Source organism: Pseudoroseomonas sp. WGS1072 (assembly GCF_049340465.1).
Classification (GTDB): Bacteria; Pseudomonadota; Alphaproteobacteria; order Acetobacterales; family Acetobacteraceae; genus Pseudoroseomonas.
Genome location: NZ_JBMPSU010000001.1, coordinates 2,668,125 through 2,693,969 on the forward strand (window position 1 = coordinate 2,668,125; position 25,845 = coordinate 2,693,969).

Annotated in this window: 21 protein-coding genes; 9 read left to right on the top strand and 12 right to left on the bottom strand. The window is 68.8% G+C overall.

The annotated features are described in order from the left end of the window. The first annotated feature begins 142 nt into the window (after positions 1-142). The 4 genes from ACF3NH_RS12610 to ACF3NH_RS12625 all read left to right on the top strand — a co-directional run bounded on the left by ACF3NH_RS12610 (position 143) and on the right by ACF3NH_RS12625 (position 3,201). A complete protein-coding gene (locus ACF3NH_RS12610; RefSeq protein ID WP_198367461.1) occupies positions 143-850 on the top strand; it encodes an RraA family protein in 708 nt (235 codons plus the stop codon). Between the two features lie 2 nt (positions 851-852). After that, positions 853-1,269 (top strand): hypothetical protein, encoded by a 417-nt coding sequence (locus tag ACF3NH_RS12615; RefSeq protein WP_422923231.1) that lies wholly within the window; start codon positions 853-855, stop codon positions 1,267-1,269. Between the two features lie 7 nt (positions 1,270-1,276). Continuing rightward, positions 1,277-2,368, top strand: coding sequence for an MrcB family domain-containing protein (locus tag ACF3NH_RS12620; RefSeq protein ID WP_422923233.1), 1,092 nt, complete (start codon positions 1,277-1,279; stop codon positions 2,366-2,368). Between the two features lie 368 nt (positions 2,369-2,736). Beyond that, positions 2,737-3,201, top strand: a complete 465-nt coding sequence (locus ACF3NH_RS12625) for an acyl-CoA thioesterase (protein WP_422923235.1) — start codon at positions 2,737-2,739, stop codon at positions 3,199-3,201. A 100-nt stretch (positions 3,202-3,301) separates the two neighbouring features. On the opposite strand, the gene ACF3NH_RS12630 is transcribed toward ACF3NH_RS12625, so the two are convergent. Further along, on the bottom strand, positions 3,302-4,639 hold the full coding sequence (locus ACF3NH_RS12630) for a sigma-54-dependent transcriptional regulator (RefSeq protein ID WP_422923237.1): 1,338 nt from the start codon (positions 4,637-4,639) through the stop codon (positions 3,302-3,304). Beyond that, positions 4,640-6,502, bottom strand: a complete 1,863-nt coding sequence (locus ACF3NH_RS12635; protein ID WP_422923239.1) for a sensor histidine kinase — start codon at positions 6,500-6,502, stop codon at positions 4,640-4,642. Between the two features lie 281 nt (positions 6,503-6,783). Here ACF3NH_RS12635 and ACF3NH_RS12640 point away from each other — a divergent pair, with 281 nt between their 5' ends. The 5 genes from ACF3NH_RS12640 (at position 6,784) to ACF3NH_RS12660 (ending at position 14,217) form a co-directional block, all read left to right on the top strand. After that, entirely contained in the window at positions 6,784-8,124 is a 1,341-nt protein-coding gene (locus ACF3NH_RS12640) for a dicarboxylate/amino acid:cation symporter (protein ID WP_198367456.1), read from the top strand. Positions 8,125-8,240: 116 nt separating this feature from the next. Next, positions 8,241-9,278, top strand: a complete 1,038-nt coding sequence (locus tag ACF3NH_RS12645; protein WP_422923242.1) for an FUSC family protein — start codon at positions 8,241-8,243, stop codon at positions 9,276-9,278. Positions 9,279-9,374: 96 nt separating this feature from the next. After that, positions 9,375-10,361, top strand: a complete 987-nt coding sequence (locus ACF3NH_RS12650) for an HlyD family secretion protein (protein ID WP_422923244.1) — start codon at positions 9,375-9,377, stop codon at positions 10,359-10,361. Next, positions 10,358-13,105, top strand: a complete 2,748-nt coding sequence (gene rbbA, locus ACF3NH_RS12655) for a ribosome-associated ATPase/putative transporter RbbA (protein ID WP_422923246.1) — start codon at positions 10,358-10,360, stop codon at positions 13,103-13,105. Before ACF3NH_RS12650 ends, rbbA begins: the two co-directional genes overlap by 4 nt. Before the next feature lie 5 nt (positions 13,106-13,110). Beyond that, positions 13,111-14,217, top strand: a complete 1,107-nt coding sequence (locus ACF3NH_RS12660) for an ABC transporter permease (RefSeq protein ID WP_422923248.1) — start codon at positions 13,111-13,113, stop codon at positions 14,215-14,217. Between the two features lie 32 nt (positions 14,218-14,249). On the opposite strand, the gene ACF3NH_RS12665 is transcribed toward ACF3NH_RS12660, so the two are convergent. The 10 genes from ACF3NH_RS12665 to ACF3NH_RS12710 form a co-directional block, all read right to left on the bottom strand. Continuing rightward, positions 14,250-15,764: a polysaccharide biosynthesis protein gene (locus ACF3NH_RS12665; protein WP_422923250.1), complete on the bottom strand. Its 1,515-nt coding sequence runs from the start codon at positions 15,762-15,764 to the stop codon at positions 14,250-14,252. 248 nt (positions 15,765-16,012) lie between these two features. Next, on the bottom strand, positions 16,013-17,239 hold the full coding sequence (moeB, locus tag ACF3NH_RS12670; protein ID WP_422923252.1) for a molybdopterin-synthase adenylyltransferase MoeB: 1,227 nt from the start codon (positions 17,237-17,239) through the stop codon (positions 16,013-16,015). Beyond that, positions 17,236-17,442: a MoaD/ThiS family protein gene (locus tag ACF3NH_RS12675; protein ID WP_370592051.1), complete on the bottom strand. Its 207-nt coding sequence runs from the start codon at positions 17,440-17,442 to the stop codon at positions 17,236-17,238. Before ACF3NH_RS12675 ends, moeB begins: the two co-directional genes overlap by 4 nt. Before the next feature lie 276 nt (positions 17,443-17,718). Next, positions 17,719-18,618, bottom strand: a complete 900-nt coding sequence (gene rfbA, locus ACF3NH_RS12680; protein ID WP_422923254.1) for a glucose-1-phosphate thymidylyltransferase RfbA — start codon at positions 18,616-18,618, stop codon at positions 17,719-17,721. A gap of 94 nt (positions 18,619-18,712) precedes the next feature. Then, positions 18,713-19,783, bottom strand: coding sequence for a dTDP-glucose 4,6-dehydratase (gene rfbB, locus ACF3NH_RS12685; protein ID WP_422923256.1), 1,071 nt, complete (start codon positions 19,781-19,783; stop codon positions 18,713-18,715). 12 nt (positions 19,784-19,795) lie between these two features. Further along, positions 19,796-20,392, bottom strand: a complete 597-nt coding sequence (rfbC, locus tag ACF3NH_RS12690; protein ID WP_422923258.1) for a dTDP-4-dehydrorhamnose 3,5-epimerase — start codon at positions 20,390-20,392, stop codon at positions 19,796-19,798. 120 nt (positions 20,393-20,512) lie between these two features. Then, on the bottom strand, positions 20,513-23,083 hold the full coding sequence (locus ACF3NH_RS12695; RefSeq protein ID WP_422923260.1) for a hypothetical protein: 2,571 nt from the start codon (positions 23,081-23,083) through the stop codon (positions 20,513-20,515). Positions 23,084-23,254: 171 nt separating this feature from the next. Then, entirely contained in the window at positions 23,255-23,938 is a 684-nt protein-coding gene (locus tag ACF3NH_RS12700) for a Fe2+-dependent dioxygenase (protein WP_422923262.1), read from the bottom strand. A 92-nt stretch (positions 23,939-24,030) separates the two neighbouring features. Further along, complete coding sequence (locus ACF3NH_RS12705) at positions 24,031-24,678, bottom strand: TonB-dependent receptor domain-containing protein (RefSeq protein ID WP_422924792.1); 648 nt, start codon at positions 24,676-24,678, stop codon at positions 24,031-24,033. A gap of 75 nt (positions 24,679-24,753) precedes the next feature. Beyond that, on the bottom strand, positions 24,754-25,830 hold the full coding sequence (locus tag ACF3NH_RS12710; RefSeq protein WP_422922157.1) for an IS5 family transposase: 1,077 nt from the start codon (positions 25,828-25,830) through the stop codon (positions 24,754-24,756). Positions 25,831-25,845: the final 15 nt, after the last annotated feature.

Genomic DNA, 25,845 nt, shown 5'->3' on the forward strand with positions numbered 1-25,845 from the left:
AGGGCCCTGACATCGGCATGGGCCTCCGGCACGCCCCCCCGGCACGCCCCCCGAAGTCCCGGCGGGCGCGCCGCGCCCCTTTGACGCGGCTCCGCTTCCGTCCGATCCTCTCCCGGCCGTCAGAAGCCCGGAGGAGACCCGCATGACCGACTACCCCTTCACCGCCGCCGACCTGGAAGCGCTGCGCGCCTGGGACACGCCCACCATCTGCAACGCGCTGGAGATCACCTCGCCCGAGCGGCGCGGCTATGGCTACACCGTCCGCCCGCTGGTGCCGGCCGACGTGACGCTCCGCCCGATCTGCGGCCTGGCCCGCACCGGCGCCATCCGTGCCGCCGCCCCCTCCGGCCGCGAGGCGGCGAAGGAGCAGTCCATCCGCACCGGCTGGTACGAATACGTGGCCGATGCCGCCATGCCGACCGTGGTGGTCCTGCAGGATCTCGACGACACGCCGGGCTACGGCGCCTTCTGGGGCGAGGTGCATTCGGCGGTGCACAAGGCGCTGGGTGCCCAGGGCTGCGTCACCAACGGCTCCTACCGCGACATCGACATGCTGGCGCCCGAGTTCCAGATCCTGGGCGGCGTGATCAATCCGAGCCACGCGCATGTCCACATGGTGGCCTACGGGCTGGATGTCTCGGTGCACGGCATGGCCTGCGACCACGACGCGGTGGTGCATGCCGACCGGCACGGCGCGGTGGTCATCCCGCAGGACGCCGTGCGCCGTCTGCCGGCGGCGATCGATCTCTGCACGCGGCGCGAGAAGCCGATCCTGGATCTCTGCGCCTCCGGCCAATTCTCGGTGGCGGCGCTGAAGGAGGCGCTCGCCAGGTCCAAGGAGATCCACTGACCGTGCGCCCCCGCCTCGCCCCCTTCATGGCCTTCGGGCTCGCGCTGGCGACCCTGCCGGCCGCGGCGCAGCAGGACGAGGGCTGGACCCGCTTCCTGCCGGCCATGGCGCCCGGCCTGGTGGCCTGCCTGGAGGGCGAGGCGGGGGGCGTCGTCACCGCCGCCATGCCGATGAACCACGGCCGCGTGCTGGTCCGCCTGCAACGCCCCGGTGGGGAGCGGCTGGAATGCGTGGCCGAGCTCGGCCCGCCGGGCCGGCCGGCCCGGCGCGAGACGCTCCGCCCGGTCGGCGTCGAGCCGCCCTGGCCCGGGGAGGACGGGCGCCGTTTCACGCTGCATCCGCTCTGCGCGGGCGCCGCGGGCGTGCGCGACGAGGCCGGGCAGCCCGCCGGCTGGCTCAATCCCGAAGGCTGCGGCTGACGCCGGCGTGCGGGACGAGATCGCCGAGATCCTGCGGCTGCAGCGCCAGTACAGCGCCCTGCCGACCCCGGCGATGCAGCGGCGCGGCCTGCTGGTGCGCCGCCTCCTGCCGGCGGCGCTGATGCGCGGGCGGGCGCGGCTGGTCCGGGCGCTGGGCGCCCATGGCGAGGATCTCCGCGCCGAGGGGCGCGACGGCCTGGGCTCGAAGGCGCGCCTGCCCTGGACGCGCTTCCATTCGCGGACCCGCTCACCCAGCGCGCGGCAGGGCTGGTACTGCGTCTATCTCTTCGACGCGGCGGGGGAGGCGGCCTATCTCTCCCTCGCCCATGGCTCGACCTTCTACGAGGATGGCGCCTTCCGGCCGCGCCCGGCGGCGATGATGGCGCGGCTGGTCGCGGCGGGGCGGGCCGTCCTCGCCGCGGACCTCGCCGCCGAGCCCGGCCTGACGCTTCCCTTCGATCTGGGCGGCGGCGCGCTGGGCCGGTCCTATGAGGGGGCGGCGGTGGCGGCCCGCCGCTATCCGGCGGCGGCGCTGCCGTCGGATGCGGGCTTCCTGGAGGATGCCGGGCGCTTCGCCGCCCTGCTCGGCCGCATCCATGCCGCCGAGGATGCCGGCGCCATGCCACCCGCTCCGCCGCCGGAACGCATCGAGGTGGAGAATGCCGCCGCCGGCCGCCCCGGCCGCGGCCTGGGCGGGCAGGGCGGCGGGCTGCCGCCGCGCGCGCGGGCCGCCGTGGTGGCGCATGGCCTGGCGGTGGCGCGGGCGCATCTCGAGGCGCTCGGCTGGACGGTACGACCGGCACCGCGTGGCCAGCCACTGGATCTGGTGGCCCGCCGCCGGGGCGCCCGGCTGCATGTCCTGGTCCGCGCCAGCACTGCCACCGCGGCACCGGTGCCGCTCGGCCGCGCCGAACTCATGGCCCTGGCCGAACGGCAGCCGGAGACGGCGCTGCTGCTGGTCAGGGGCGTCCGGCTGGACGAGACGGGTGAGGAGGTCCTGGCGCAGGGTGGCGAGGTCCGCCTGCTCGCCCCCTTCGACCCCGGACCGGAGCGGCTGCGGCCCCTGGTCAGCGAATACGCGCCTCCCGATCCCGGCTGAGGAAGGCTTGCGGCCAGCCGGCCGGCGGCCCATGTCATCTGTCCCAGCAACAGCATGAAAGGAGGTGATCCGGTGTCTCATTGTTTGATGTCGGCGTGCCACGCCCCGTCCCGGCTCTCCGGATCGCGGGAGGCCGTGCCGGCCTGAGAAGGCCCGTGCGGTGGGCGCCAGCCGCCCGCAGGCAATGCTAGGAGGCCCCGGATGGCGACATCCGGGGCCTTTTTCACGCACAGCCCGTGCGGGGATGCGTCCCGCCACCGGCGGCGCACCGCCTGCGGCCCCTTGTGCCGCCCAGCCCGGCCCGATTTAACCGGCCGGGTGCGAACCGCTTCCCCGAAGCGGCGAAGGAGAGAGGAGGCCGCCTGGCCATGAGCGACGTGACGGTGCAACCCTGGGCGGAACGCTTCGCCGTCGGCGCCGTCCGCCCGGAATGGGTGGATCACTACGGCCATATGAACCTGGCCTACTATGTCGTGGCCTTCGACATGGCGACCGATGTCGTCTGGCCCGCCCTTCGTCTCGGCCCCGGCTTCCGCGAGCGCGACCTCGGCACCTTCGCGGCCGAGAACTGGATCGCCTACCGGCGCGAGGTGACGCTCGGCATGCCGCTCGCCGCCAGCACCGAGATCATCGCGCATGACGCCAAGCGCCTGCTGCTGCGCCACCGCCTGTTCCATGCCGAGGAGGGCTGGGAGAGCGCGGAATGCGAGTTGCTGTTCCTCTGCGTCGATCTAGGGCGGCGCAAGGTGGCGGAATGGCCGGAGGATGTGCGCGCCGCCTTCGCGGCCGCGCCCGTGGGACCGCCGGCCCGGCGCCTCGCCCTGAAGCGCTGAGGCCGCCTGGAGCGTCGTCCGTTCGCCCTGGCCCACGGCAGACGCTCCAGCCACCTGTTCTCGCGGGCATCTTCACCCGATCCGGTGATCGGGATCTGCTCTAGCGGCGGCCCGGACGGTGGTCGTTCGGGTCGATGCCGTGGCGTTTCAGCTTGTCGTAGAAGGTCTTGCGCGGCAGGCCGAGCGCCTCCACCACGGCCCGCACATCGCCCTGATGCGCCGCGAGCGCCTCCGTGATGGCCGCCGCCTCGAAGGCATCGACGCGCTGCGGCAGCGGGGCCGCGTCATCCTCCCTGCCGCCGCCGGGCAGGGGCGTGTCCTCGGCCAGCCCGAGGGCGACGCGTTCGGCGTAGTGCGTCAGCTCGCGCACATTGCCCGGCCAGTCATGCGTGGCGAGGTGCCGCCGCACCGCCTCGCCGGGCGGCGGCGCCGCGCGGCCGAAGCGTGCCGCCGCGCGCTCCAGGAAATGCGCGAAGAGCAGCGGGATGTCGGCGCGCCGCTCCCGCAGGGGCGGGACCCGCAGCGTCACCACGTGCAGGCGGTAGTAGAGATCCTCGCGGAACCGGCCGCGCCGCGCCAGATCGAGCAGCGAGACCTTGGTGGCGGCGACGACGCGCAGGTCGAGCCGCCGCACCTCGTTCGTGCCGAGCGGCGCGATCTCGCGGCTCTCCAGCACGCGCAGCAGCTTCACCTGGACGGCGGGCGACATGGCCTCGATCTCGTCGAGGAAGAGCGTGCCGCCATCGGCATGCTCGATGCGGCCGATGCGGCGCTTCTGCGCGCCGGTGAAGGCGCCGGCCTCGTGGCCGAACAGCTCGCTCTCGATCACGCTCTCCGGCAGGGCACCGCAGTTGAGGGCGACGAAGGGCCGGTGCGCGCGGCGGCTCCAGCGGTGCAGGGCGGAGGCGACGACATCCTTTCCGCTGCCGGTCTCGCCCTCGATCAGCACGTCGACACCGGTATCGGCGATCTGCCGCAGCCGCTGGCGCAGCGCCTGCATGGCCGGCGCGTCGCCGAGCAGGCTGGTATCGGCCCCGGCCTCGACCGCGCGGGCCAGGCGGCGGTTCTCCAGCACCAGCCGCCGCTTCTCGAGGGCATGCCGCACCGCCGACACCAGCTCGGCCACCGCGTAGGGCTTGGGCAGGAAGTGATAGGCACCCTCGCGCATCGCCGCGACCGCCATCGGGATGTCGCCATGACCCGTGACCAGGATCACCGGCAGGTCCGGGTCGCGGCGGCGCAGCTCGTGGAACAGGGCGATCCCGTCCATGCCGGGCATCCGCACATCGGTGACGACGACGCCGGGAAACTCCGCGTCCACCACCTCGAGCGCGCGCGGCGCCGAGGCGACGGCCATGGCCTCCAGTCCGGCCAGGGCGAAGCTCTGCAGGTTGGCCTCGCGCAGAGTGTCGTCATCATCGACGAACACGACATCCATTCAGCCGCTCCCTCGCTGGCCCGTCTCCCGGCTCATCCCCTCGCTCATCCCTGGGCCGGCCTCGTCCAGCGTGATGACGAAGCTGGCGCCGCCCGGCGTCTCCGGCGCCTCCAGCGTGCCGCCCAGATCGGCCAGGATCCCGCGCGAGATCACCAGCCCCAGTCCGAGCCCGGCGGATTTGGTGGTCGTGAACGGCATGAACAAGGAACGCCGGACCTCGGGCGGCAGTCCCGGCCCGTTATCGGCGACGCGGACGCGGACCCGCCCGCCCGTGGCGGCGGCGGAGATGGCGATGCGGGGCGCCGCCGCGCCGTGCAGCGCCTCGATGGCGTTCTGGATCAGGTTCACCAGCACCTGCTCCAGCCGCACGCGCTCGGCCCGCACGCACGGCTCGCCCTCGATCGCCAGCGAGACCGCGATGCCCTCGTGGCGCAGGCGGTGACCGAGGAGCAGCAGGGCGCCCTCGATGGCGGTGCGGATCGGCATCGGCTCCACCTCGCCGGTGGCCTTGCGGGCGAATCCGCGCAGCCCGGCGGTGATGGTGCCGATGCGCTCGGTGAGGGCGGCGATGGTGGCCAGCCCGCGGCCGGCCATGGCGGCCTCGCCGCGCGCCACGAACTCGGCGGCATTGTCGGCGAAGCTGCGGATGGCGGCGACCGGCTGATTGATCTCGTGCGCCACGCTGGCGGTGATCTGGCCGAGGATGGCGAGCCGGTTGGCCTGGCCCAGCTCGTCGCGCATGCGGTGCAGCGCCGCCTCGGCCCGCTGCCGCTCCTCGGCCTCGGCGCGAAGGCTGGCATTGGCGGCGCTGAGCTCGGCGGTGCGCTGGCCGACCTCGGCCTCCAGCGCCCGGCGCCGCTCCGCCTCGCGCCGCCGCTCCCGCGCCATGCGCCGCCGTCGCCGCAGGGTGAGGCCGAGCAGCGCCATCAGCGCCAGGCCGAGCAGCAGGGCCCAGGCCCGGGCGGCCGCGCGGGCCGCCTCCAGCGTGGGCGCGGTGGGAGCCAGCAGGGTCAGGCTCCAGCCGGTGCCCGGCACGGGGGTGGAGACGGGGAGGAAGAGGCCGCGCGCCGCCGGCTCGTCGAGCCGCAGCAGGCCGTGGCCGTCGCTCGCCTGATGGGGGGTGAAGGCCAGGTCGCGCAGCGGCGTCTCGCCGAACTGCAGGCTGCCGCGGATCGCCTCCCGGGCGGCGGGCTCCAGCGGCCGGGTGGCCAGGAAATGCCATTCCGGCACGCTGGTGACGGTGACGATGCCGCGGTCGTCGGTCGTCAGCACCGGTTCGCGCAGGCGCCGCCACGCCTCCTCCACCTCCGCGAACTCGGCCTTGACCACGATGACGCCGAGCGGCCCGCCGGCATCCTCCAGCCGGCGCGTGAGGTAGAGGCCCGGCCGCTGGCTGACGGTGCCGAGGGCGAAATGCTCGGCCGCGCCGCTCCCGAGCGCCTCCTGGAAATAGGGCCGGAAGGCGTAGTCCTGGCCGACGAAGCTCGTGTCGCTGCGCCAGTTGCTGGCCGCGACGGTGCGCCCCTCCCGGTCCAGCGCATAGATGACGGCGGTGCGCGTGCCTTCCGCCAGCCGCTCCAGCTTGACGTTCAGCGCCGCCAGGCGGCCGGGCTCCGGCCGATCGAGGGCGCGGATCAGGTCCGGGTCCTGCGCCAGGATCACCGGCAGGCTGCGCTGCTTCTCGATCTCGGCCCGCAGCACGGTGGCGCGAAGCTCGGCGGCGGCGCGCGCGCCCGCCTCCATCTCGGCCAGGACGAAGCGCGTGGCAAGGCGCCCGGCGAGCCGGTCCGCGGCCACCAGGAGGGTCAGGGCGGCGAGCGCCAGCGCGGCGCGCCGGACCCCGCGCGGCGGGGAGGTCAGCACGGGAGGCCCGGACGGATCCGTGCGGATCTCCGCACAGGGACCGCGTCAAGCGGGCGGAAATCCGCACGGGCGGCGGCGGAGGCGGCGGGGTGGCACATTCTAAACATGTATAAGATCAATGATCTGGGCCGGATGCCAACCGCCGCGGCGGTCTGGCATCGGGCTTGCCATGGAGGGGGGCATGCCGATCCGCGGACCGTGTCCCCGGGCGGCCTGATCCAGCTGTCATCCCGACATCCCGAGCAGGGCGATGGCGGGCCCCCAAGGTGGAGGAAACAACCATGGCCTTCGTGGAACACGCCGTCGCCGGCAAGGCACCGCCCGTCAAGCCCAGGCGCTTCTACCGGCATCTCTATGTCCAGGTGCTGGCCGCCATCACGGTCGGCATCCTGCTCGGGCATTTCTATCCGCAGACCGGCGCCGAGATGAAGCCGCTGGGCGATGCCTTCATCAAGCTGGTGAAGATGGTCATCGCCCCGGTCATCTTCCTGACCGTGGTGGTCGGCATCGCCGGCGTGCGGGATGTCGGCAAGGTCGGGCGGGTCGCCGGCAAGGCCATGCTCTACTTCCTCACCTTCTCCACCCTGGCGCTGATCATCGGCCTGATCATCGCCAATATCGTCCAGCCGGGCGCGGGGCTGAACATCAACCCCGCCTCGCTCGATGCCAGCGCCGTCTCCGGCTATGCGGCCAAGGCGCATGAGAGCACCATCACCGGCTTCCTGATGAACATCATCCCGGCCTCGCCGGTGGCCGCCCTCGCCTCCGGCGACATCCTGCAGGTGCTGTTCTTCGCCGTGCTCTTCGGCATCGCGCTCTCCGCCATCGGCGACCATGCCGAGCCGGTGATGAACCTGCTGCACTCGGCCTCGGCGGCGATGTTCAAGCTGGTCGCCATCCTGATGAAGGCCGCGCCCATCGGTGCCTTCGGCGCGATGGCCTTCACCATCGGCAAGTACGGCATCGGCTCGATCGCCAACCTGGCGCTGCTGATCGCCACCTTCTACGTCACCGCGCTGCTCTTCGTGCTCGTGGTCCTGGGCGCCGTCGCGCGCTACAACGGCTTCTCCATCCTGGCGCTGATCCGCTACATCAAGGAGGAGCTGCTGCTGGTGCTCGGCACCTCCTCCTCCGAGGCGGCGCTGCCGACGCTGATGGAGAAGCTCGAGCGCGCCGGCTGCAGGAAGTCCGTGGTCGGGCTGGTGGTGCCCACCGGCTACAGCTTCAACCTCGACGGCACCAACATCTACATGACCATGGCGGCGCTGTTCATCGCCCAGGCCTGCGGCATCGAGCTGTCGATCTGGGACCAGGTGCTGCTGCTGCTGGTCGCCATGCTCTCCTCCAAGGGCGCGGCGGGCATCACCGGCGCGGGCTTCATCACCCTGGCGGCGACGCTCTCCGTGGTTCCCTCCGTCCCCGTCGCCGGCATGGCGCTGATCCTGGGCATCGACCGCTTCATGTCCGAGTGCCGCGCGCTCACCAACCTGGTCGGCAACGCGGTGGCCACCATCGTCGTCGCCCGGTGGGAGGGCGAACTGGACACCGTCCGCCTGCAGTCCGCGCTGAAGGGCGCGCCCCTGCCGGTGGAGGAGGATCTGGCGCTGCAGCCCGCCGAGTAAGGGCAAGGGCTTTCCCCCCCCCCCGCGCGGGGGGGCGCCGCGACGCCCGCCATTCCCCGGGCGGCGCGGAGGCGGCAGACTGGCCGGAGCGACTCCGGCCGAGAAAGGGAGAAGGCATGCCGGCCTCCATCGGGGCGCGATGGCTCGGGCGGCTGGGCCTGGCCTGGCGCGACGCCTTCGCCGCCTCGCTGGCGGCGGCGCTGGCCTGGATGGTCTCGGTGGCCGCCTTCGGCCATTCGCACCCGGTCTTCGCGGCGGTCACCGCGCTGGTCTGCCTGGCGCCGGGGCTGCCGAGCCACGGGCGGCAGGCGGTCGGGCTGATGCTCGGCGTCACCACCGGCATCGTCGTCGGTGAGCTGGCCCTGCTGCTGCCCGACACCTATCCGCTGCTGCGGGTCGGCCTCGGCAGCTTCCTCGCCATCCTCATCGCCGCCGGCTACGGGCAACCGCCGGTGGTGCCGATCCAGGCCGGGGTCTCGGCCGTGCTGGTCCTCGCCGTGGGCCCGGCCCAGGCCGGGCTGGTGCGCTACCTCGATGTGGCCGTGGGCACCACCATCGGCCTCGTGTTCAGCCAGATCCTGATGACGCCCGATCCGGTGCGGCAGATCGACGACGCGGCGCGCGACCTGCTGCGCCGCCTCGCGGAGGCGCTGCAGGGCTGCCGGGCGGCGGTGGAGGCGGCGGCGGCCGGCCGGCCGGAGGAAGGGCTGGAGCGGGCGCGGGCCGGGCTGCAGGCCGTCTCGGCCGCGCATGCCAGCCTGATCGGCCTGCACGCCGGCATCGCCGCGGCACAGGGCGCGGCGCGCTGGTCCCTGCGCGGCCGGCTGACAGCGCCCGAGGTGCGCGACATGGCCGCCCGCTACGACCGGCGCGGCATCCGCCTCTATGCCTCCGCCCTGCTCTTCGCGGAGGGGCTGGCCAATACCCTGCGCCGGGAGGAGGCGCCGCCGCCACCGGAGCTGGGCCAGGAGATCGACCGGGTCGCGCGGATCTGCGCCGGCTTCGCGGCCGGCGTGGCGCAATCCGTGCCGCCGGCCCCGGCCGCCGCGGCGACGGCGGCCGCGCCGGGCTGGCGGCACTGCGCCGAGCAGCTCCAGGCGGTCGCGGAGGTGCTGGCGGTCCTGGGCACGCCGAGCACGCCCGCCCGCGGCTGAGACGCGCGGCCGGGAGCGGCCGCCTTGGCGCCGCCGCGCCGGATTGCTCTACTGCCTTCCGGCGGCGCCTTTGGGGAGCCGGAACCGGAGACAGACATGCCGCTGCGACGCTGGGTGATGCCGATCGGACTGGCCGCCGTGGTCCTGGCGGGCGGCGGCTATCTCGGCTGGCGGCTGCTCCTGCGCGAGCCCGCGCTGCCCTCCTTCATCGCCGCCACCAACGGCCGCATCGAGGCGGAGCAGATCGACATCGCCAGCAAGATCGCCGGGCGGGTGCTGGAGGTCACGGTCGAGGAAGGCCAGATGGTCGAAGCCGGCGCCGTGGTCGCGCGGCTCGATGACCGCACCCTGCGGGCCCGGCTGCTCGCCGCCGAGGCGCAGGTCCTGGAGGCGCGGCAGGCGGTGGCGGCGGCGGAGGCCGAGCAGCTGCGCGCCGCCAGCACACGCCAGCTTGCCCAGACCGAGCTGGCCCGGACCCAGGAGCTGTCCCGCCGCGGCTTCGCGCCGGCCGAGCAGCTCGATCAGCGCCGCTCGACGCTGGAGGTGGCCGAGGCCACCGTCGCCACCGCCGAGGCGGGCCGGCGCCGCGCCGAGGCCAATCTCGCCGCCACCGAGGCCAATGCCGCCGAGGTGCGCACCCTGCTGGACGACACCGTCCTGACCGCGCCGCGCACCGGCCGCGTGCTCTACCGCCTGGTGCGCAGCGGCGAGGTGGTCTCGGCCGGGGGGCGTGTGGCGACCCTGATCGACCCGACCGATGTCTCGATGATCATCTTCCTGCCCGCCGCCCAGGCCGGGCGCCTGACCTATGGCGCCGAGGCCAGGCTGGTGCTGGACCCGGTCCCGGACTACGTGCTGCCGGCCAGCGTCAGCTTCGTCGCCCCTGAGGCGCAGTTCACGCCGCGCCAGGTCGAGACGGCGCAGGAGCGCGGCAACCTGATGTTCCGGGTCAAGCTCCGCCTGCCGCCGGATCTGCTGAGGGCGCATGTCGATCAGGTGAAGGGCGGGGTGCGCGGCCTCGGCTATGTCCGGCTCGATCCGGCGCAACCCTGGCCGCCCCGGCTGGAGGTCCGCCTGCCGTGAGCGGCGCGGGCGCGGCGCCACCATCCTCCATTCTCCCGCCGGCCGCCGCGCTGCGCGGGGTGCGGCACCGATACGGCGAGGTGGTGGCGCTGGATGACATCGGCCTGGAGGTGCCTGCCGGCGTGATGGCCGGGCTGGTCGGGCCCGACGGCGTCGGCAAGTCCACCCTGCTCGGCCTGCTGGCGGGGGTGCGGCGGCCGCAACAGGGGGAGATCTCGGCGCTCGGCGCCGACCTGCGCGACCGCGCCGCCCTGGCCGGCCTGCGGCGGCGCGTCGCCTACATGCCGCAGGGGCTGGGGCGGAACCTCTATCCGGTGCTCTCCATCGCCGAGAACATCGACTACTTCGCCCGGCTTTTCGGCCAGGGCGCGTCCGAACGCCGCGAGCGCGCGGCGGAGCTGATGCAGGCCACCGGCCTCGCGCGCTTCGCCGCCCGCCCGGCGGGCAAGCTCTCGGGCGGGATGAAGCAGAAGCTCTCGCTCTGCTGCGCCCTGGTGCGCGACCCGGACCTGCTGATCCTGGACGAGCCCACCACCGGCGTCGATCCGCTGTCCCGCCGCCAGTTCTGGGCGCTGATCGGCCGGCTGCGCGCCCGCCGGCCGGGCATGAGCGTGCTGGTCGCCACCGCCTACATGGACGAGGCCCAGCGCTTCGACTGGCTGGCGGCGCTCGATGGCGGGAAGGTCATCGCCACCGGCAGCCCGGCCGGGATCCTCGCCCGCACCGGGACGCGCAGCCTGGAGGAGGCCTTCATCGCCCTGCTGCCGGAGGCCCGGCGGAAGGGCCACCGCCCCGTGGTCATCACCCCGCCGCCGCCGCCCCGGCCCGGGGAGGGGCCGGTGATCGAGGCGCGCGGCCTGACCAAGCGCTTCGGCGACTTCACCGCGGTGGATCATGTCGACCTCCGCATCCATCGCGGCGAGATCTTCGGCTTCCTGGGCTCCAACGGCTCGGGCAAGAGCACGACCATGCGCATGCTCTGCGGCCTGCTGCCGGCCAGCGAGGGGGAGGCGAGGGTGCTGGGCCAGCGGCCCGGTGCCGGCGGCGACGCGCGGCGGCAGGTCGGCTACATGTCGCAGGCCTTCTCGCTCTATGGCGAACTGACGGTGCGGCAGAACCTCACGCTGCATGCGCGCCTCTTCCATCTTCCGGCGGCGCGGGGCGCGGCGCGCATCGCCGCCGTGATGCGGGACTTCGACCTCGAGGCGGTGGCCGATGCCGCGCCGGAATCCCTGCCGCTGGGCGTACGGCAGCGGTTGCAGCTCGCCGCCGCCGTGGTGCATGAGCCGGCGCTGCTGATCCTGGACGAGCCGACCTCCGGCGTCGATCCGGTGGCGCGCGACCTGTTCTGGCGCCACCTGCTGCGGCTCTCGCGCGAGGATGGCGTCACCATCTTCATCTCCACCCACTTCATGAACGAGGCCGAGCGCTGCGACCGGATCTCGCTGCAGCATGCCGGGCGCATCCTGGCCATGGGGGCGCCGCGCGCGCTGGTGGCCGAGCGCGGCGCCGCCACGCTGGAGGAGGCCTTCATCGGCTGGCTCGAGGAGGCGGCCGGGCCGGAGGAGGCCGCGGAGGCGCCCGCGCCGCGCCCGGCCGCCCCGGCGCGCCGGCCGCGCCGCTTCGAGGCGGCGCGGCTCGCCGCCTGCGCCTGGCGCGAGACGCTCGAACTGCTGCGCGACCCGATCCGCCTGACCTTCGCCCTGCTCGGACCGCTGCTGCTGGCGCTGGCCTTCGGCTTCGGCATCTCCTTCGATGTCGAGAACCTGCCCTATGCCGCGCTGGATGGCGACCGCACGCCGGAGAGCCGTGGCCTGCTCGAAAGCTTCGCCGGATCGCGCTACTTCTCCGAGCGGCCGCCCCTGGCCGACGCGGCGGCGGCCGAGGCGCGGCTGCGCGCGGCGCGGATCGCCGTCGCGGTCGAGATCCCGCCCGGCTTCGGCCACGACCTGCGGCGCGGCGACCGGCCGGAGGTGGCGGTCGCGATCGACGGCGCCATGCCCTTCCGCGCCGAGACCGCGCGCGGCTATGTGCTCGGCCTGGCGCAGAGCTGGCTGCAGGACCGGCAGGCGCTCTCCCCGCTGCCGCGCGGCGCGGCGCTGCTGGCCATCGAGCCCCGCTTCCACTTCAACCAGGCCTTCCGCAGCGTGGTCGCCATCGTGCCGGGCGTCATCATGCTGATGCTGATGCTGGTCCCGGCCATGCTCGCCGCCGTCGGCGTGGTGCGCGAGAAGGAGAGCGGCGCCATCGCCAACTTCCGCGCCACGCCGGTCACGGCGCCGGAGTTCCTGATCGGCAAGCAGCTGCCCTACATCGCCGTGGCGCTGACCAGCTTCGCCATGCTGGTGGCGGCGGCGTGGCTTGTCTTCGGCGTGCCGGTCCTCGGCTCGGCTCCGGCGCTGGCTCTGGGCGGGCTGCTCTACGTCCTGGCCTCGACCGGATTCGGGCTGCTCGTCTCGGCCTTCGTCCGCAGCCAGGTCGCGGCGATCTTCGCCACCGCCATCCTCTCCATCGTGCCGGCGGTGAACTTCTCCGGCCTGCTGGTGCCCACCGCCTCGCTGACGGGGGCGGGGCGCGTCATCGGCCTGGCCTTCCCCGCCAGCTGGTTCCAGCAGATCACCATAGGCACGATGAGCAAGGGGCTGGGCCTCGACGCGCTCTGGTGGAACCACGCGATGCTGGCCGGCTTCGCGCTGCTGTTCATCGCGCTGGCGGCGCTGCTGCTGCGCAAGCAGGAGGCCTGAGGCCGGTGCGCGGCCTCGGCACGATCCTCTGGCTCGGGCTCAAGGAGCTGCGCGTGCTGCGGGCGGACCCCGTGCTGCTGCTCCTGCTGCTCTACACCTTCACCGTGGCGGTCTACACGGTGGCGACGGGCATGAAGACGGAGGTGCGCAACGCCGCCGTCGCCGTGGTGGACGAGGACCGGTCCGATCTCTCCCGCGCCATCGCGGCCGCCCTGCTGCCGCCGCAGTTCCGCCCGGCCGTGGCGATGACGCCGGCCGAGGTGGCGCGGGCACTGGATGCCGGGCGCATCACCTTCGCCCTGCAGATCCCGCCGCGCCTCGAGGCGGACCTGCTGGCCCGCCGTCCGGTGAACCTGGCCATCGATGTCGACGCCACGGCGATCTCCCAGGCCGGCAACGGCTCGGGCTTCATCCAGCAGATCGTGCAGCAGGAAGTGGCGGCCCGGCTCGGCGGCACGGCCTCGCCGATCGATCTCGTGCTGCGCACGCGCTTCAACCCGAACAGCACGCCGGAATGGTTCAGCGCCGTGATGCAGGTGGTGAACTCGACGCTGATCCTCTCCATCATCCTGCCCGGCGCGGCGCTGCTGCGCGAGCGCGAGCACGGCACGCTGGAGCACCTGCTTGCCATGCCGGTGACGCCGCTGCAGATCCTGCTGGCCAAGATCGGCGCCAATGCGCTGGTCATCGTCGGCGCCGCCGTGCTCTCCCTGCTGCTGGTCGTGCATGGTCTGCTCGGCGTGCCGCTCGCCGGCTCGCTCGCCCTTTTCGTCCTCGGCACGGTGCTGTTCCAGCTTTCGGTGGCGGCGCTCGGGGTCCTGCTGGCGACGGTGACGAGCTCGACAGGCCAGTTCGGCCTGCTCGCCCTGCCGTCGATCATCCTGATGATGCTGCTCTCAGGCAGCATGACCCCGCTGGAGAGCATGCCGCCCTGGCTGCAATGGGCAGTGCAGCTGCTGCCCACCACGCAGTTCGTCGCCCTCTCGCAGGCGGTGCTCTACCGGGGCGCCGGCCTGGAGGTCGTGGCGCCGCGCCTCGCCGTCCTGGCCGTGCTGGGCGCGGCCTTTCTCGGCGTCACCTTCCTGCGGCTGCGGCGCAGCCTGGCGGGCTGAGGCGCCAGGCCGCTTCCCTCAGGCCGCTCCCCTCAGGCCGCCCTGGCCGCCGCCTCGGCCTGCTGCCGGAACGCCGCGCCGCGCGCCTCCATCCCGGGGATCAGGGCGAAGGTGGTGGCGACGTCGAGCAGCTTGCCGCGAACAGCCGGATCGCCCGCCCAATCCGCGTTCTCGATCAGCGAGGGCAGCAGGGCATCGGCCAGCAGGGCGGCGACGGTGCGGTAGCGGGCGGCCTCCGCGGCGCCAGGACCGGCCCAGGCCGGCGCCGTCCCCCACCAGAGGATGTCGAGAAGCTGCCGGGCCGGGGTCTGGCGGAAGATCGCGCCGGCCATGCCGGCGACCGCCTGCAGCAGCGCGGACTTCAGGGTCTCGGCGCCGCCGGCCACCGGCGCGTCCAGCGCCTGGCGCAGCCGCGCCAGCTCATGATCCAGCGCGTCCGGCGGGAAGGGGCGGAAGCGCGCGCCGACCATCGTGCCGGTGCTGTCGGCATAGCCCTCGACGGCTTCGAGAGCGTTGAGCAGGGGGTGGTACTCGATCTCGCCGCTCCAGTCGAACTGGCCGCGGAAGAAGCGCTCGTCGTAGCCGCGCGGCACGCCGAGGAAGCGGACCGCGGCGTCGCGGCCGCTGCGGTCGATCTGGAACAGCGCCATCTCGAGCGTGTTCACCGGCCAGCCCAGATCGACGGCGCTCCAGAAACCGTCCGCCACCGGCTCGCCGGCCAGGGCGAGGGCATTGATCAGCAGATGCGTCGCCTGGCGCAGGTTCTGCACGTTGAAGAACCTGTCGGCGCCATGCAGCCCGACCAGCCCCGCCTCGATGCCCTCGGCGATGTCGCGGGCGACGATGCCGTTCTCCAGCACATGGGTGAAGCGGGTGGTGGCGAAGCGGGTCGGTCCGCCGCCGCGTGCCGCCACGGCCCACTGGAACTCGGCCAGCTTCTTGCTGCCGGTGTAGACGTGGTCGGTCACGTAGGCAAAGCACTTGCCGGTCGAGGAATAGACCGCCCGCGCCACGCCATGCCGCCGGCAGGCCGCGATGACATGGCCCGTGCCATAGACATTGGTCTCGATGGCCTCGCGCACCACCGCCTCGGCCCGGCCGGGCTCGCGGATGCTGGCCAGGTGGAAGACCACCTCCGGGCGGTGACGGGCGAAGGCCTCGTCCAGCGCCGCCGCCTCGCGGATATCGACGGGACAGGCCTCGCCGGGCCCCTCGTGCGGCGCGACGTCGAGGCAGACCAGCGCCGCCGGGCGGAACTCCGCCAGCAGTCCGCGCAGGCGCGTGCCGACGCAACCCGCGCCGCCGGTCACCAGGATGCGGCGGCCGGCGAGCTGCGCGGCGGCGGCCTCGCGGTGCAACTCCACATTGCGGGTCATGGCGAGATGCAGCGGGTCTTCCTGCAGCCGGCCCTCGGCCTTGAAGGCGGCGATCAGCGCCCGCGTCGCCGCGCGCAGCGGCTCCAGCTCCGAAGGGGACAGGTCGGAGGCGCCGCTGGACGCCAGGGCCTGAATATGGCGAATCAGTTCGGCACTGGTTTGCGGAGGCATCTCTCTATCCCGGATCGCCCATGCGCCATCGGGCGCGCGCGGCGGTGAAGTTTCGGATGGTTCTTTCAGATAACGGACCCGCTTCGCGGCGCCCCGGAGCGCGCCGGCAACCGGCGCCTCCGCTTTCCTCCCCAGTCCACCGGCTCAGTCCACCGGCTCAGTCCACCGGCTCAGTCCACCGGCTCAGTCCACCGGCTCAGTCCACCGGCTCAGTCCACCGGCTCAGTCCACCGGCTCAGTCCACCGGCTCAGTTCGCGGGCGCCGGCTGCCTCGGCCGGGCCTCGCCCGGCTCCGCCCTGGGGCCGGTCCAGCCGGCGAAGCCCTTCTCCAGGTTGTAGAGCAGCGAGGGGTCGTAGCCCGCCGCGGTCAGGGAACGGATCACCGCCGCCGAGCGCAGGCCGGACTGGCAGTAGAGCACGATCTCCCGGTCACGCGGCAGGGCGTCCAGCAGGGTGTTCTCGGGCCGGAGCCCGCCGGAGAGGACCAGATCGACGGCTTCCGTCAGCGCCGGCCTGGACAGGCAGAGCGCCTGCGGGATGGTGCCGCCCAGCCATTCCGAGGGATTGCGCACGTCCACCAGCGTCAGCGCCTCGCCGCCGGCCAGCCGGGCCTGCAGCGCGTCCGCCTCGATGCTGCGGCCGACCTGCGGGGCCGAGCAGACCATCACCGTCTCGCGCAGTTCGATCTCGTCCCGGGGGCCGCTGCAACAGGGGCAGGCGGGCGCCCTGGCGATGTCCACCGAGGTGAAGCTGAGGTCCAGCCCGTCATAGACCAGCATGCGGCCGATCATCGGCTGGCCGATGCCGGTCAGCAGCTTGATCGCCTCGGTCGCCTGCAGGGCGCCGATCACGCCGGGCAGCACGCCCAGCACGCCGGCCTCGGCGCAGTTCGGCGCCAGCTCGCTCGGCGGTGGCTCGGGGAAGAGACAGCGGTAGCAGGGGCCCCGGCGCGCGTCGAAGACGCTGAGCTGGCCGTCGAACCGCAGCACGCCGCCATAGACGTTGGGCTTGCCGAGCTTCACGCAGGCGTCGTTCACCAGGTAGCGCGTCGGGAAGTTGTCGGTGCCGTCGATGACGACGTCGTAGCCGGCGATCAGGTCCAGCGCGTTGCCGACATTCAGGAAGACGTCATGCCGCTCGATCACCACGTCGGGGTTAAGATCGCGCATGCGCGCCGCGGCGCTCTCGGTCTTCGGCCGGCCGAGGGTGCTGTGGCCATGCGCCACCTGCCGCTGCAGGTTGGTCTCCTCCACCACATCGGGATCGACGAGGCCGATCCGGCCGACGCCGGCCGCGGCCAGGTAGAGGGCCGTCGGGCTGCCGAGGCCGCCCGCGCCGATCAGCAGCGCGCTGCCCGCCTTAAGCCGCCGCTGCGCCTCGAGGCCGAATTCGGGAAGAATGAGATGGCGGCTGAAGCGGCGCAGCTCCGCCGCGCCCAGTTCCGGCAGGGCAGGGTCCGTCAGGCGCGCGCTCATCCGCCGGCGATGCTCGCCAGGATGCGGATCTCGTCATTGGCCGCGACCGGCGTCGCCAGCCCGTCCAGCAGGCGGATGTCCTGGCCGTTCTTGCAGACCACGATGAAGCTGCGGAGGTTGCCGGCGTTGAAGATGTGATTGCGCAGTTCCGACGACTGGCCAACGAAATTGTCCAGCGTCCCGGCCACGGTCTCGCCAGTCACGGCAACACGGCTCTGCTGATCCGTATAACGACGCAAGGAACTCGGAACGAGGATTACAGGCATCAGCTTCTCCAATACGGCAGCCTGATAAGCCTAGACTGATCCTCCCTTATCTTTAAAGAGACTTATCCCTTGCGGGAAGGCATCTCGCGCGACTGTGCTTTCCATGAGCAAAGAGCAATATGGCCGCCAATCGGTGTCAAACCTCTGTGAGAGACGCCTTCCGGCGCGATCAGGGCAGCGGCAGGCGCCCCGGCGGGCGCCAGCCGGAACGGCTCAATCCTCGTGGCTGGTCTCACGTTGCAAGACGAGGTTCTCAAGATACTGCCCGTAGCCGCTCTTGCGGAGGGGCTTGGCCAGGGCATGCAGCGCCGTGTCGTCGATCCAGCCATTGCGCCAGGCCACCTCCTCGGGGGCGGCGATCTTCTGGCCGGTCCGTTTCTCGATCGCCCGGACGAACTCGCCGGCCTCCAGCATGCTGTCATGCGTGCCGGTGTCGAGCCAGGCATAGCCGCGGCCGAGGCGGGCGACGCGCAGGCTGGCCTCGCCCAGATAGATCTGGTTGAGGTCGGTGATCTCCAGTTCGCCCCGCGCCGAGGGCTGCAACTGGCTGGCCAGGGCACCGGCCCGGCCATCGTAGAAGTACAGCCCCGTCACCGCCCAGTTCGAGCGCGGCTGCGCCGGCTTCTCCTCCAGCGAGAGCGCCTGGCCCTGCCGGTCGAAGTCGACGACGCCGTAGCGCTCGGGATCGGAGACCTGATAGGCGAAGACGGCGGCGCCCCGTTCCCCGGCATCGAGCGGGGCGCGGGCCATGCGAAGCTGCTTCTCCAGATCGTGGCCGTGGAACAGGTTGTCGCCGAGGATCAGGGCCGAGGGCTGGCCGTCGAGGAACTTCTCGGCCAGCACGAAAGCATGGGCGATGCCGCGCGGCAGGTCCTGCTCGACATAGCTGAGCTGCACGCCCCAGGCCGCGCCGTCGCCCAGCAGGCGGCGGAACAGCGGCAGGTCATGCGGGGTGGAGACCACCAGGATCTCGGTGATGCCGGCCAGCATCAGCACCGAGAGCGGGTAGTAGACCATCGGCTTGTCATAGACCGGCAGCAGCTGCTTCGACACCGCCAGGGTGGCGGGATGCAGGCGGGTGCCGCTGCCCCCGGCCAGGATGATACCCTTCATGACACTCGTCCCGGAAGCTGGGGCCGCGGGATGGGCGGCCCGTTGTGGGGAATCGCAGGCGGCCGGCCCGGCGCCCTGGCCGGGCCGGGCGGTCTCACGACCTGCCGGCCTCGGGCAGCAGGCCCAGGCGCTGGCCGTCGTAACGGCCCTCGCGCAGCGGGCGCCACCACCATTCGTTGTCGAGGTACCAGCGCAGCGTCCTGTCGATGCCGCTCTCGAAGGTCTCAAGGGGCGACCAGCCCAGGTCGCGGCCGATCTTCACCGGATCGATGGCATAGCGCCGGTCGTGCCCCGGACGGTCGGTGACGAAGGTGATCAGCCGGCGGCGCGGCCCGGCCGCATCGGGACGCAGCGCATCCAGCCGGTCGCAGATGGTCTCGACCACCTCCAGGTTCCGCTTCTCCGCCTTGCCGCCGATGTTGTAGGTCTCGCCGGGCCTCGCCTCCCGCACCACCAGGGCCAGCGCCCGGGCGTGGTCCTCGACGAAGAGCCAGTCGCGCACGTTGCCGCCGTCGCCATAGACCGGCAGCGGCCGGCCCTCCAGCGCGTTGAGGATGATGAGCGGGATCAGCTTCTCGGGGAAGTGATAGGGGCCGTAGTTGTTCGAGCAGTTGGTGACGATGGTCGGCAGCCCGTAGGTCTCGTGCCAGGCGCGGGCCAGATGGTCCGAGGCCGCCTTGGTCGCCGAGTAGGGCGAGCGCGGGTCGTAGGGCGTCGTCTCGCTGAAGGCCGGGTCATTCGGGCCGAGCGAGCCATAGACCTCGTCGGTCGAGACGTGCAGGAAGCGGAAGGCCTCCTTCTCCGCCGGCGGCAGGGCGGACCAGTGGGCGCGCGCTGCCTCCAGCAGGGTGAAGGTGCCCACGACATTGGTCTGCACGAAGGGCGCCGCGCCGGCGATCGAGCGGTCCACATGGCTCTCGGCGGCCAGGTGCATCACCGCCTGCGGGCGGAAATCCGCGAAGGCCCCGCGCATCGCCTCGGCATCGGCGATATCGGCCTCGAGGAAGGCGAAGCCGGGCTTCCCCTCGCAATCGCGGATCGAGCGGCGGTCGCCCGCATAGGTCAGCTTGTCGACGACCAGGACCTCATCGCCGAGTTCCAGGACAAGGTGGCGGACCAGGGCGGAACCGATGAAGCCGGCACCGCCGGTGACGAGGATACGCAACGGGGCAATCCCTCAGGCGAAGAGGTTGGGCGGCAGATCACGCAGCAGGGGCTGGCGCTGATCCTTCTCCGACAAGATGGCGGCATCAGGGCCGACCGGCCACTCGATCGCCAGCGCCGGGTCGTTCCACAGCAGGCCCTTGTCGCAATCGGGCGCATAGGTGTCCGTCACCTTGTAGGCGACCTCGGTGTCCGGCTCGAGCGTGCAGAAGCCATGCGCGAAGCCGACCGGCACATAGAGCTGCAGCCCGTTCTCGGCCGAGAGCTCGGCCGCCACATGCTGGCCATAGGTCGGCGAGCCGGCGCGGAGATCGACCGCCACGTCCAGGATGCGGCCGCGCAGCACCCGCACAAGCTTGGCCTGGGCATGGGGCGGGGTCTGGAAGTGCAGGCCGCGCAGGGTGCCGACCCCGGCGGACCAGGAGAAGTTGTCCTGCACGAAGGCATCGGCGATGCCGATCGCCTCGAAGTCGCGCAGCGTGTAGGTCTCCGCGAAGGCGCCCCGGTGGTCGCCGAAGCGCCGCCCGGACACCAGCACCGGACCATCCAGCGCGGCGCGGCTGGCTTCGAAGTTGCCGGACCTGGAAGTCGACTTCCAACGATCAGCCATAGAAAACCTGCATTGCATCTCCAAGAATTCCAGAAAACAGGCTAGATCCGATGAGGATTATAGATGCGCTGACGTTAACAGCAAGAATAATGTTGCCGCGCAAGAGCATTGATATATCGCTTATTGATTGCTTTTTGTCTTAACGAGACGCAACGCCAAAGCGGCCGCATCAGCGATGACACGTGGATCTACATTGATATTGCTTAAGTTGGCTCTCATATCCTGAGATCCCCTTCTTGTCCCCCCATCTATTGGCTCGCAGTCTATAAATGTTGGAAGCTTCATGCCTTCAGCCTCCCAAGCACCAACTCGGAGTTCCGGAGGTGCTGCTAGCTCGCTGGATGCATAAATCAAGCCTGCGCCTTTCGTAAACCATCCCACCTTGTGCTGCGTCGTTCCAAGAGGCGTAATATAAAGATCGGCATAATTTGCCCAGAGAACGCTTTCATAAAGCGATTTTCCACAAATGCTGTGCAAATGTTCTTCGGAAATTCCAGACTTCTCGACTATAGAAGAAGATATATCGCCTATTTTTCTGTAGAAATCTAACCAAGCTTTCGGCAATTCACCAGCGAATTCCGGGAAAGTAAAGCTATCCAAAACAAGAAGTGCGGAAGGATGAGATTCATGAAGAATTTTCATTAAACAAGGAAGGCCGTCTTCCTGCTGCGCCCAAGATTTATCTCCTATGCGAAACCCTATCCAAATAATTTTTTTTCCATTGACAGAAGAAGTGCATAGAAACTTGTCAAGTTCTGGATATTTTTTCTGCGCATATTCTATGATTCTATCCACTAGGATTCTTGGTATGAAGTAACCACCTGCTTGAATTACAACATGGCTATGGGAGAATGGGCAAGGGTCAATAAATTGCGTATTTTTTACATGAATGGACGAAGCGTGACCATACTCTGCAAATATATCATTTGCGCTGCCATAGTATTGAGTTGTAGCGCTGATGATTTTATCGATACTTTTCTGAGTTTTATTTATAATAAATCTCTCGAACCCGCTTAGGAAATTCCAAACTTGGTGAGCATAGTTCTCAATTCGTCCTGCAACACCGATCACCTTAAACTTGTGCACTGATTTGCGCTGATCTTCAACCTTAGATTTATAAAGAGAATAATGGTTTGCCAAACGGTTCAAGTAAAGAGCGTACAGGAATGCTATTTTTTTCTCAGTTCTCTCAGACGCTCCATGTGGCCCAAGATCAATTACCAGATTCTTGAAGGGGACGTATATATAGCAAGCCATGCTGCCAGCAGAGCATGTTACCATATAAAATAAGTATTTTCCTCTAAATGTATATATTACTTGCCCGTATCTAATAAAACTATCAATTATTGTTGCCTGCCCAGGGCCAAATGGGTCCGGAAGCACAAGGTTTCCGGATTCCATAATCAAATCCTGATAAGAAACAAATCGTTCGAGTTCATACACGTGTCTTTTCGCGGCGGGTGAAGAATATTCTGCTGAATCAAGATAGGCTTTCCAGAATGAGCGCGGTTCTCCGACTATTTTTCTTATGAGGAGATCTATTCTGTCAGAATTCAGACAATGTAACGCAGAACTCCGGGCGCTTCTAGACACAGGATAGGAAATTTGGCGGTCCTTCATTAAGTATAGCAAACATAATATTTTTGTGCTCGGAATAAGAGAGAAGGTGGCGGCGTTCCCCGAAAGGTCTGTAGACAGGTTCTCGCATCCATCAATAAACGCTTTTGCGCTAGATATTTCTGGAGTCGAAAAAAACTTTTCGATTTTACTGCTAAAAGAGTCTTTAATCCAAGAAATATCGTGATAATCTAGAAGAGAAACAATGACTGATGGTATGATATGAGAAGAGGAATTTTGAATATCCGTAAAAATTTTCACTAAATTTAATTTACGATTTTTTGCTTCTTCAGACCAAATCCGAACAAGTTCCGGGTCATTCGGATTCTTATTCAGGCAGTAGTCGAAGATAGGTACGAATTCATCCGCGGACAGATCGCCGCGAATCGCTGAGACAGCATAGTGATTATATTCCTGAGACGTAAGATCCTTTCCATGTTTCTGAAGAAGCTTGAAGCTGTCAGCACATTTACGCCAGTATCCGCAATCGTAGTAAATTTTGGCTAATAGCCGAGTAACATCAAAATGACCGCTATTGCAGTCACAAAGTATAGAGATAATTATATCTTGTGTTGCCCTGTCTGATTTGTATTGAAGGACTAGGCGGCAAGTGTTGGCAAGGGCAGGCGCCTGATTCGTATTTCCTAAAACGAAATTTGCTGCATCAGGCAGCCTGCTGATTGCAGCATCAATTTTGTGTCCAAGAACCAAAGATTTAATCAGAGGAAAAATCAGCCTGGGAGATTTCTCGAGACCAAGTGTTGCAGTAATGAAGGCATCTTTCCAATTGCCTTCAGCAAGAAGTACTTCTAAGCTTTCGGAAACTAGCCAATCAGGATACGGGATTTTTGTCTGTTCGACAATTCGTTCGGCAAATTCTATGGAGAATTTTGCCTCTGGAATGTTTTTCGACCACCTGAATTTTTGGATCAGACGCGGAATGAGTCGGATTGCATCGCTAGGCGACGTTTCGGAAATGGATCGAATGTTGGCCTTGGCGCTTTCAAGATCAGAAGCTTCTATGTTTAATAGATATGCTTCTTGAAGTTTGATGTTTGCCTCGCGTGCTGCCACCTTGCCACGCCTCCATTCTATTGCACGTTGAGAATAATAGGCTGTGCCGCCATAGGAAATCTACTAATGGTAGATAATCTTCTAGCGACACATCTCAACTAGCAGGAAGGGGAAATCTCGACAACAAAAAATTACATAAAGTTTCGATTATGCTCGTTCTGATTGTATAATTTACATCTCCACCCATTGGCGTAACAGATTGTGATAGGTCGCGGTCAGCCCCAGCACGCCCGGATGGTGGTCCGGCAGGTCGGCGCGGGTCCGCATGATCGACATGTCGAGCTCGTAGAGCAGGCGGCGACGGCCGTCGTCCTTCACCATGGACTGGGTCCAGAAGAAGGAGGCCCAGCGGCTGCCGCGCGTCACCGGCTCGACACGGTGCAGGCTGGTGGCCGGATAGAGCACCATGTCGCCCGCCGGCAGCTTGACCGTCTGCGCGCCGTAGGTGTCCTCGATCACCAGCTCTCCCCCGTCATAGGCCTCCGGCGGGGTCAGGAAGAGGGTGGAGGAGACGTCGGTGCGGATGCGCTGCCGGGCACCGGGCAGGAAGCGGATGGCATTGTCCACATGGGCGTGGAACTGCATGCCGACATCGTAGCGGTTGAACAGCGGCGGAAAGACGCGGAGCGGCAGCGCGGCGGTGGTGAAAAGCGGGTTGCGGCCCAGCGCCTGCAGAACGATGTCGCCCAGCTCGCGCGATTGCGGCGAGCCTTCCGGCACCTGCAGATTGTGCTTGGCCTTGCCCGACTGCTCACCGGCGGTGACCTTGCCGTCGACCCATTCGGCCGCCTCCAGCACGCGGCGGCAATGCGCCACCTCCTCGGCGGTCAGAAGGTTCGGGATATGCACCAGCATGGCTCGGCTTCCGCTGTGACGGTTCCAAGGAGAAGGGGAAGGGCGCGCGGGCCCTTCCCGTCGCGCCGCGCCCGGTGGTCAAAGGTCGGTGGTCAGAACTCGGCGGCGAGGGTGAACAGCACGGTCCGCCCGGGCGAGGGGACGATGCGGTTGGCCCAGAGCCCGTCGTAGTTCAGCGCGTCGCCCAGGTTGTAGCCGTTCACCTGGACCCGCAGGTTGTCGTTGATGCGGTGGGAGATCATCGCGTCGAAGACCAGGTTGGCGGGGGCCTCGGCGGTGTTGCCGGCGTTCAGGTAGACCTTGTCGCGCCAGGTCACGCCGCCGCCTATGGTCAGGTTCCAGGGCGAGGCGCGGTTGAACTCGTAGGTGCTCCAGAGGGCGGCCGCCTGCTCCGGCACGAACTGCACCCGCCGGCCGATATTGGCCGCGTTGGTCGAAGAGGTGGTCTCGCTGTCCATCGCCGTGTAGTTGGCGTTCAGCGTCCAGGCCGGGGTGATCTGCCCGGTCACGCCGATCTCGACGCCCTGGTTGCGCTGCTTGTCGCTGGTCTGCACCAGCGCGGTCGGGTCCGTCTCCGAAGGCGCCAGCGAGTTCGACTTCAGGATGCGGTAGAGCGAGCCGTAGACGCCGATCCTGTTCTCCAGGAAGCCGACCTTGGCGCCGAGCTCATAGAGTTGGATACCTCCAGAAACCCTGCGGCTTCGGCGGATGATGTTGGTTTGAGGCTGCCGGTGCTTCAGGGATGCGGATGCGCGTGCCCATCTGGTGGACGGAGCCGCTCAGTCGATGGCGGCGGCTTGCCTACTTGCGTGCCGCTACGACGTCGCGGGCTTGCTGCTGAGCCAGACGAACCGCTTGAGGTTATAGGCGAGATTGGCGAGGCCGATCTTCACCCGTGCCCTGGCGATGCCGATGGTGCGCACGACCAGCGCCATCGGCCCCTTCTGCCGGGCAAAGACGTGTTCGACCGCGGAGCGCACGGCCGACTTGCGGGCATTGGCCCGTCGCGTCCTTGCCGCCATCGGCCGCCCCGGGGGCTTCTTGCGGTGGATGCGCGAGACCATGCCACGCTCAGCCAGCCAGGCCTCGTTCTTCGCTGAGCGATAGGCGGTATCGGCCCAGACATCGCTGGCGGTGTTGCCGGCATCGACCACCTCCGCCAGCCGCGCCCCGTCATGGGCGGCCGCATGGCTCGCGGTCCAGCCGCGGATCAGGCCGTGCCGGCGATCGATCGCGACGTGGTTCTTGTACCCGAAGGCCGGAACCGCGAGATCGACCTGCGGGGTGCCATCCTCGCGCGGCCTGGCCTTGGAGAACTTCACCGTCCAGCGCGCGTCGCGGTCCTTCTGGCGCAGCTTCGCAGGCATCTCCGCCCAGCCCTCAGGGATCTTGCCCGCCTTGATCGCCGCCCGCTCGGCCTCGGTGTTGCGCTGCTTCGGTGCGGCGACGATGGTCGCATCCACGATCTGCCCGCCCATCGCCAGGTAACCCGCGGCACGCAGCGTGGCGTCGAACCGCGCGAACAGCCGCTCCACCGCGCCGGCCCGCTTCAGCGCCTCGCGGAACGCCCAGATCGTGTTGGCGTCCGGCACCGGGTCGGCCAGCGCGAGGCCGAGGAAGCGCATGAAGGACAGGCGGTCCTTGATGAGGTACTCGCAGCGCTCGTCGGACAACCCGTGCATCGCCTGCAGCAGCAGGATCTTGAACATCAGCACGTGATCGAAGGCGGGGCGGCCACCCTTCGTGCCGTCCGCGCGCGGCACGGCCTGCTCCAGCTCGGCGCGGAACATCGTGAAATCAACCAGCGCGACGATCCGCTCGAGGTCATCGCCCTTGGCCGACAGCTCCCGCAAACGCTCCTCCACATCGAAGAACCCAGGCTGCCGAACCATCGCCTTCCCTCGCGC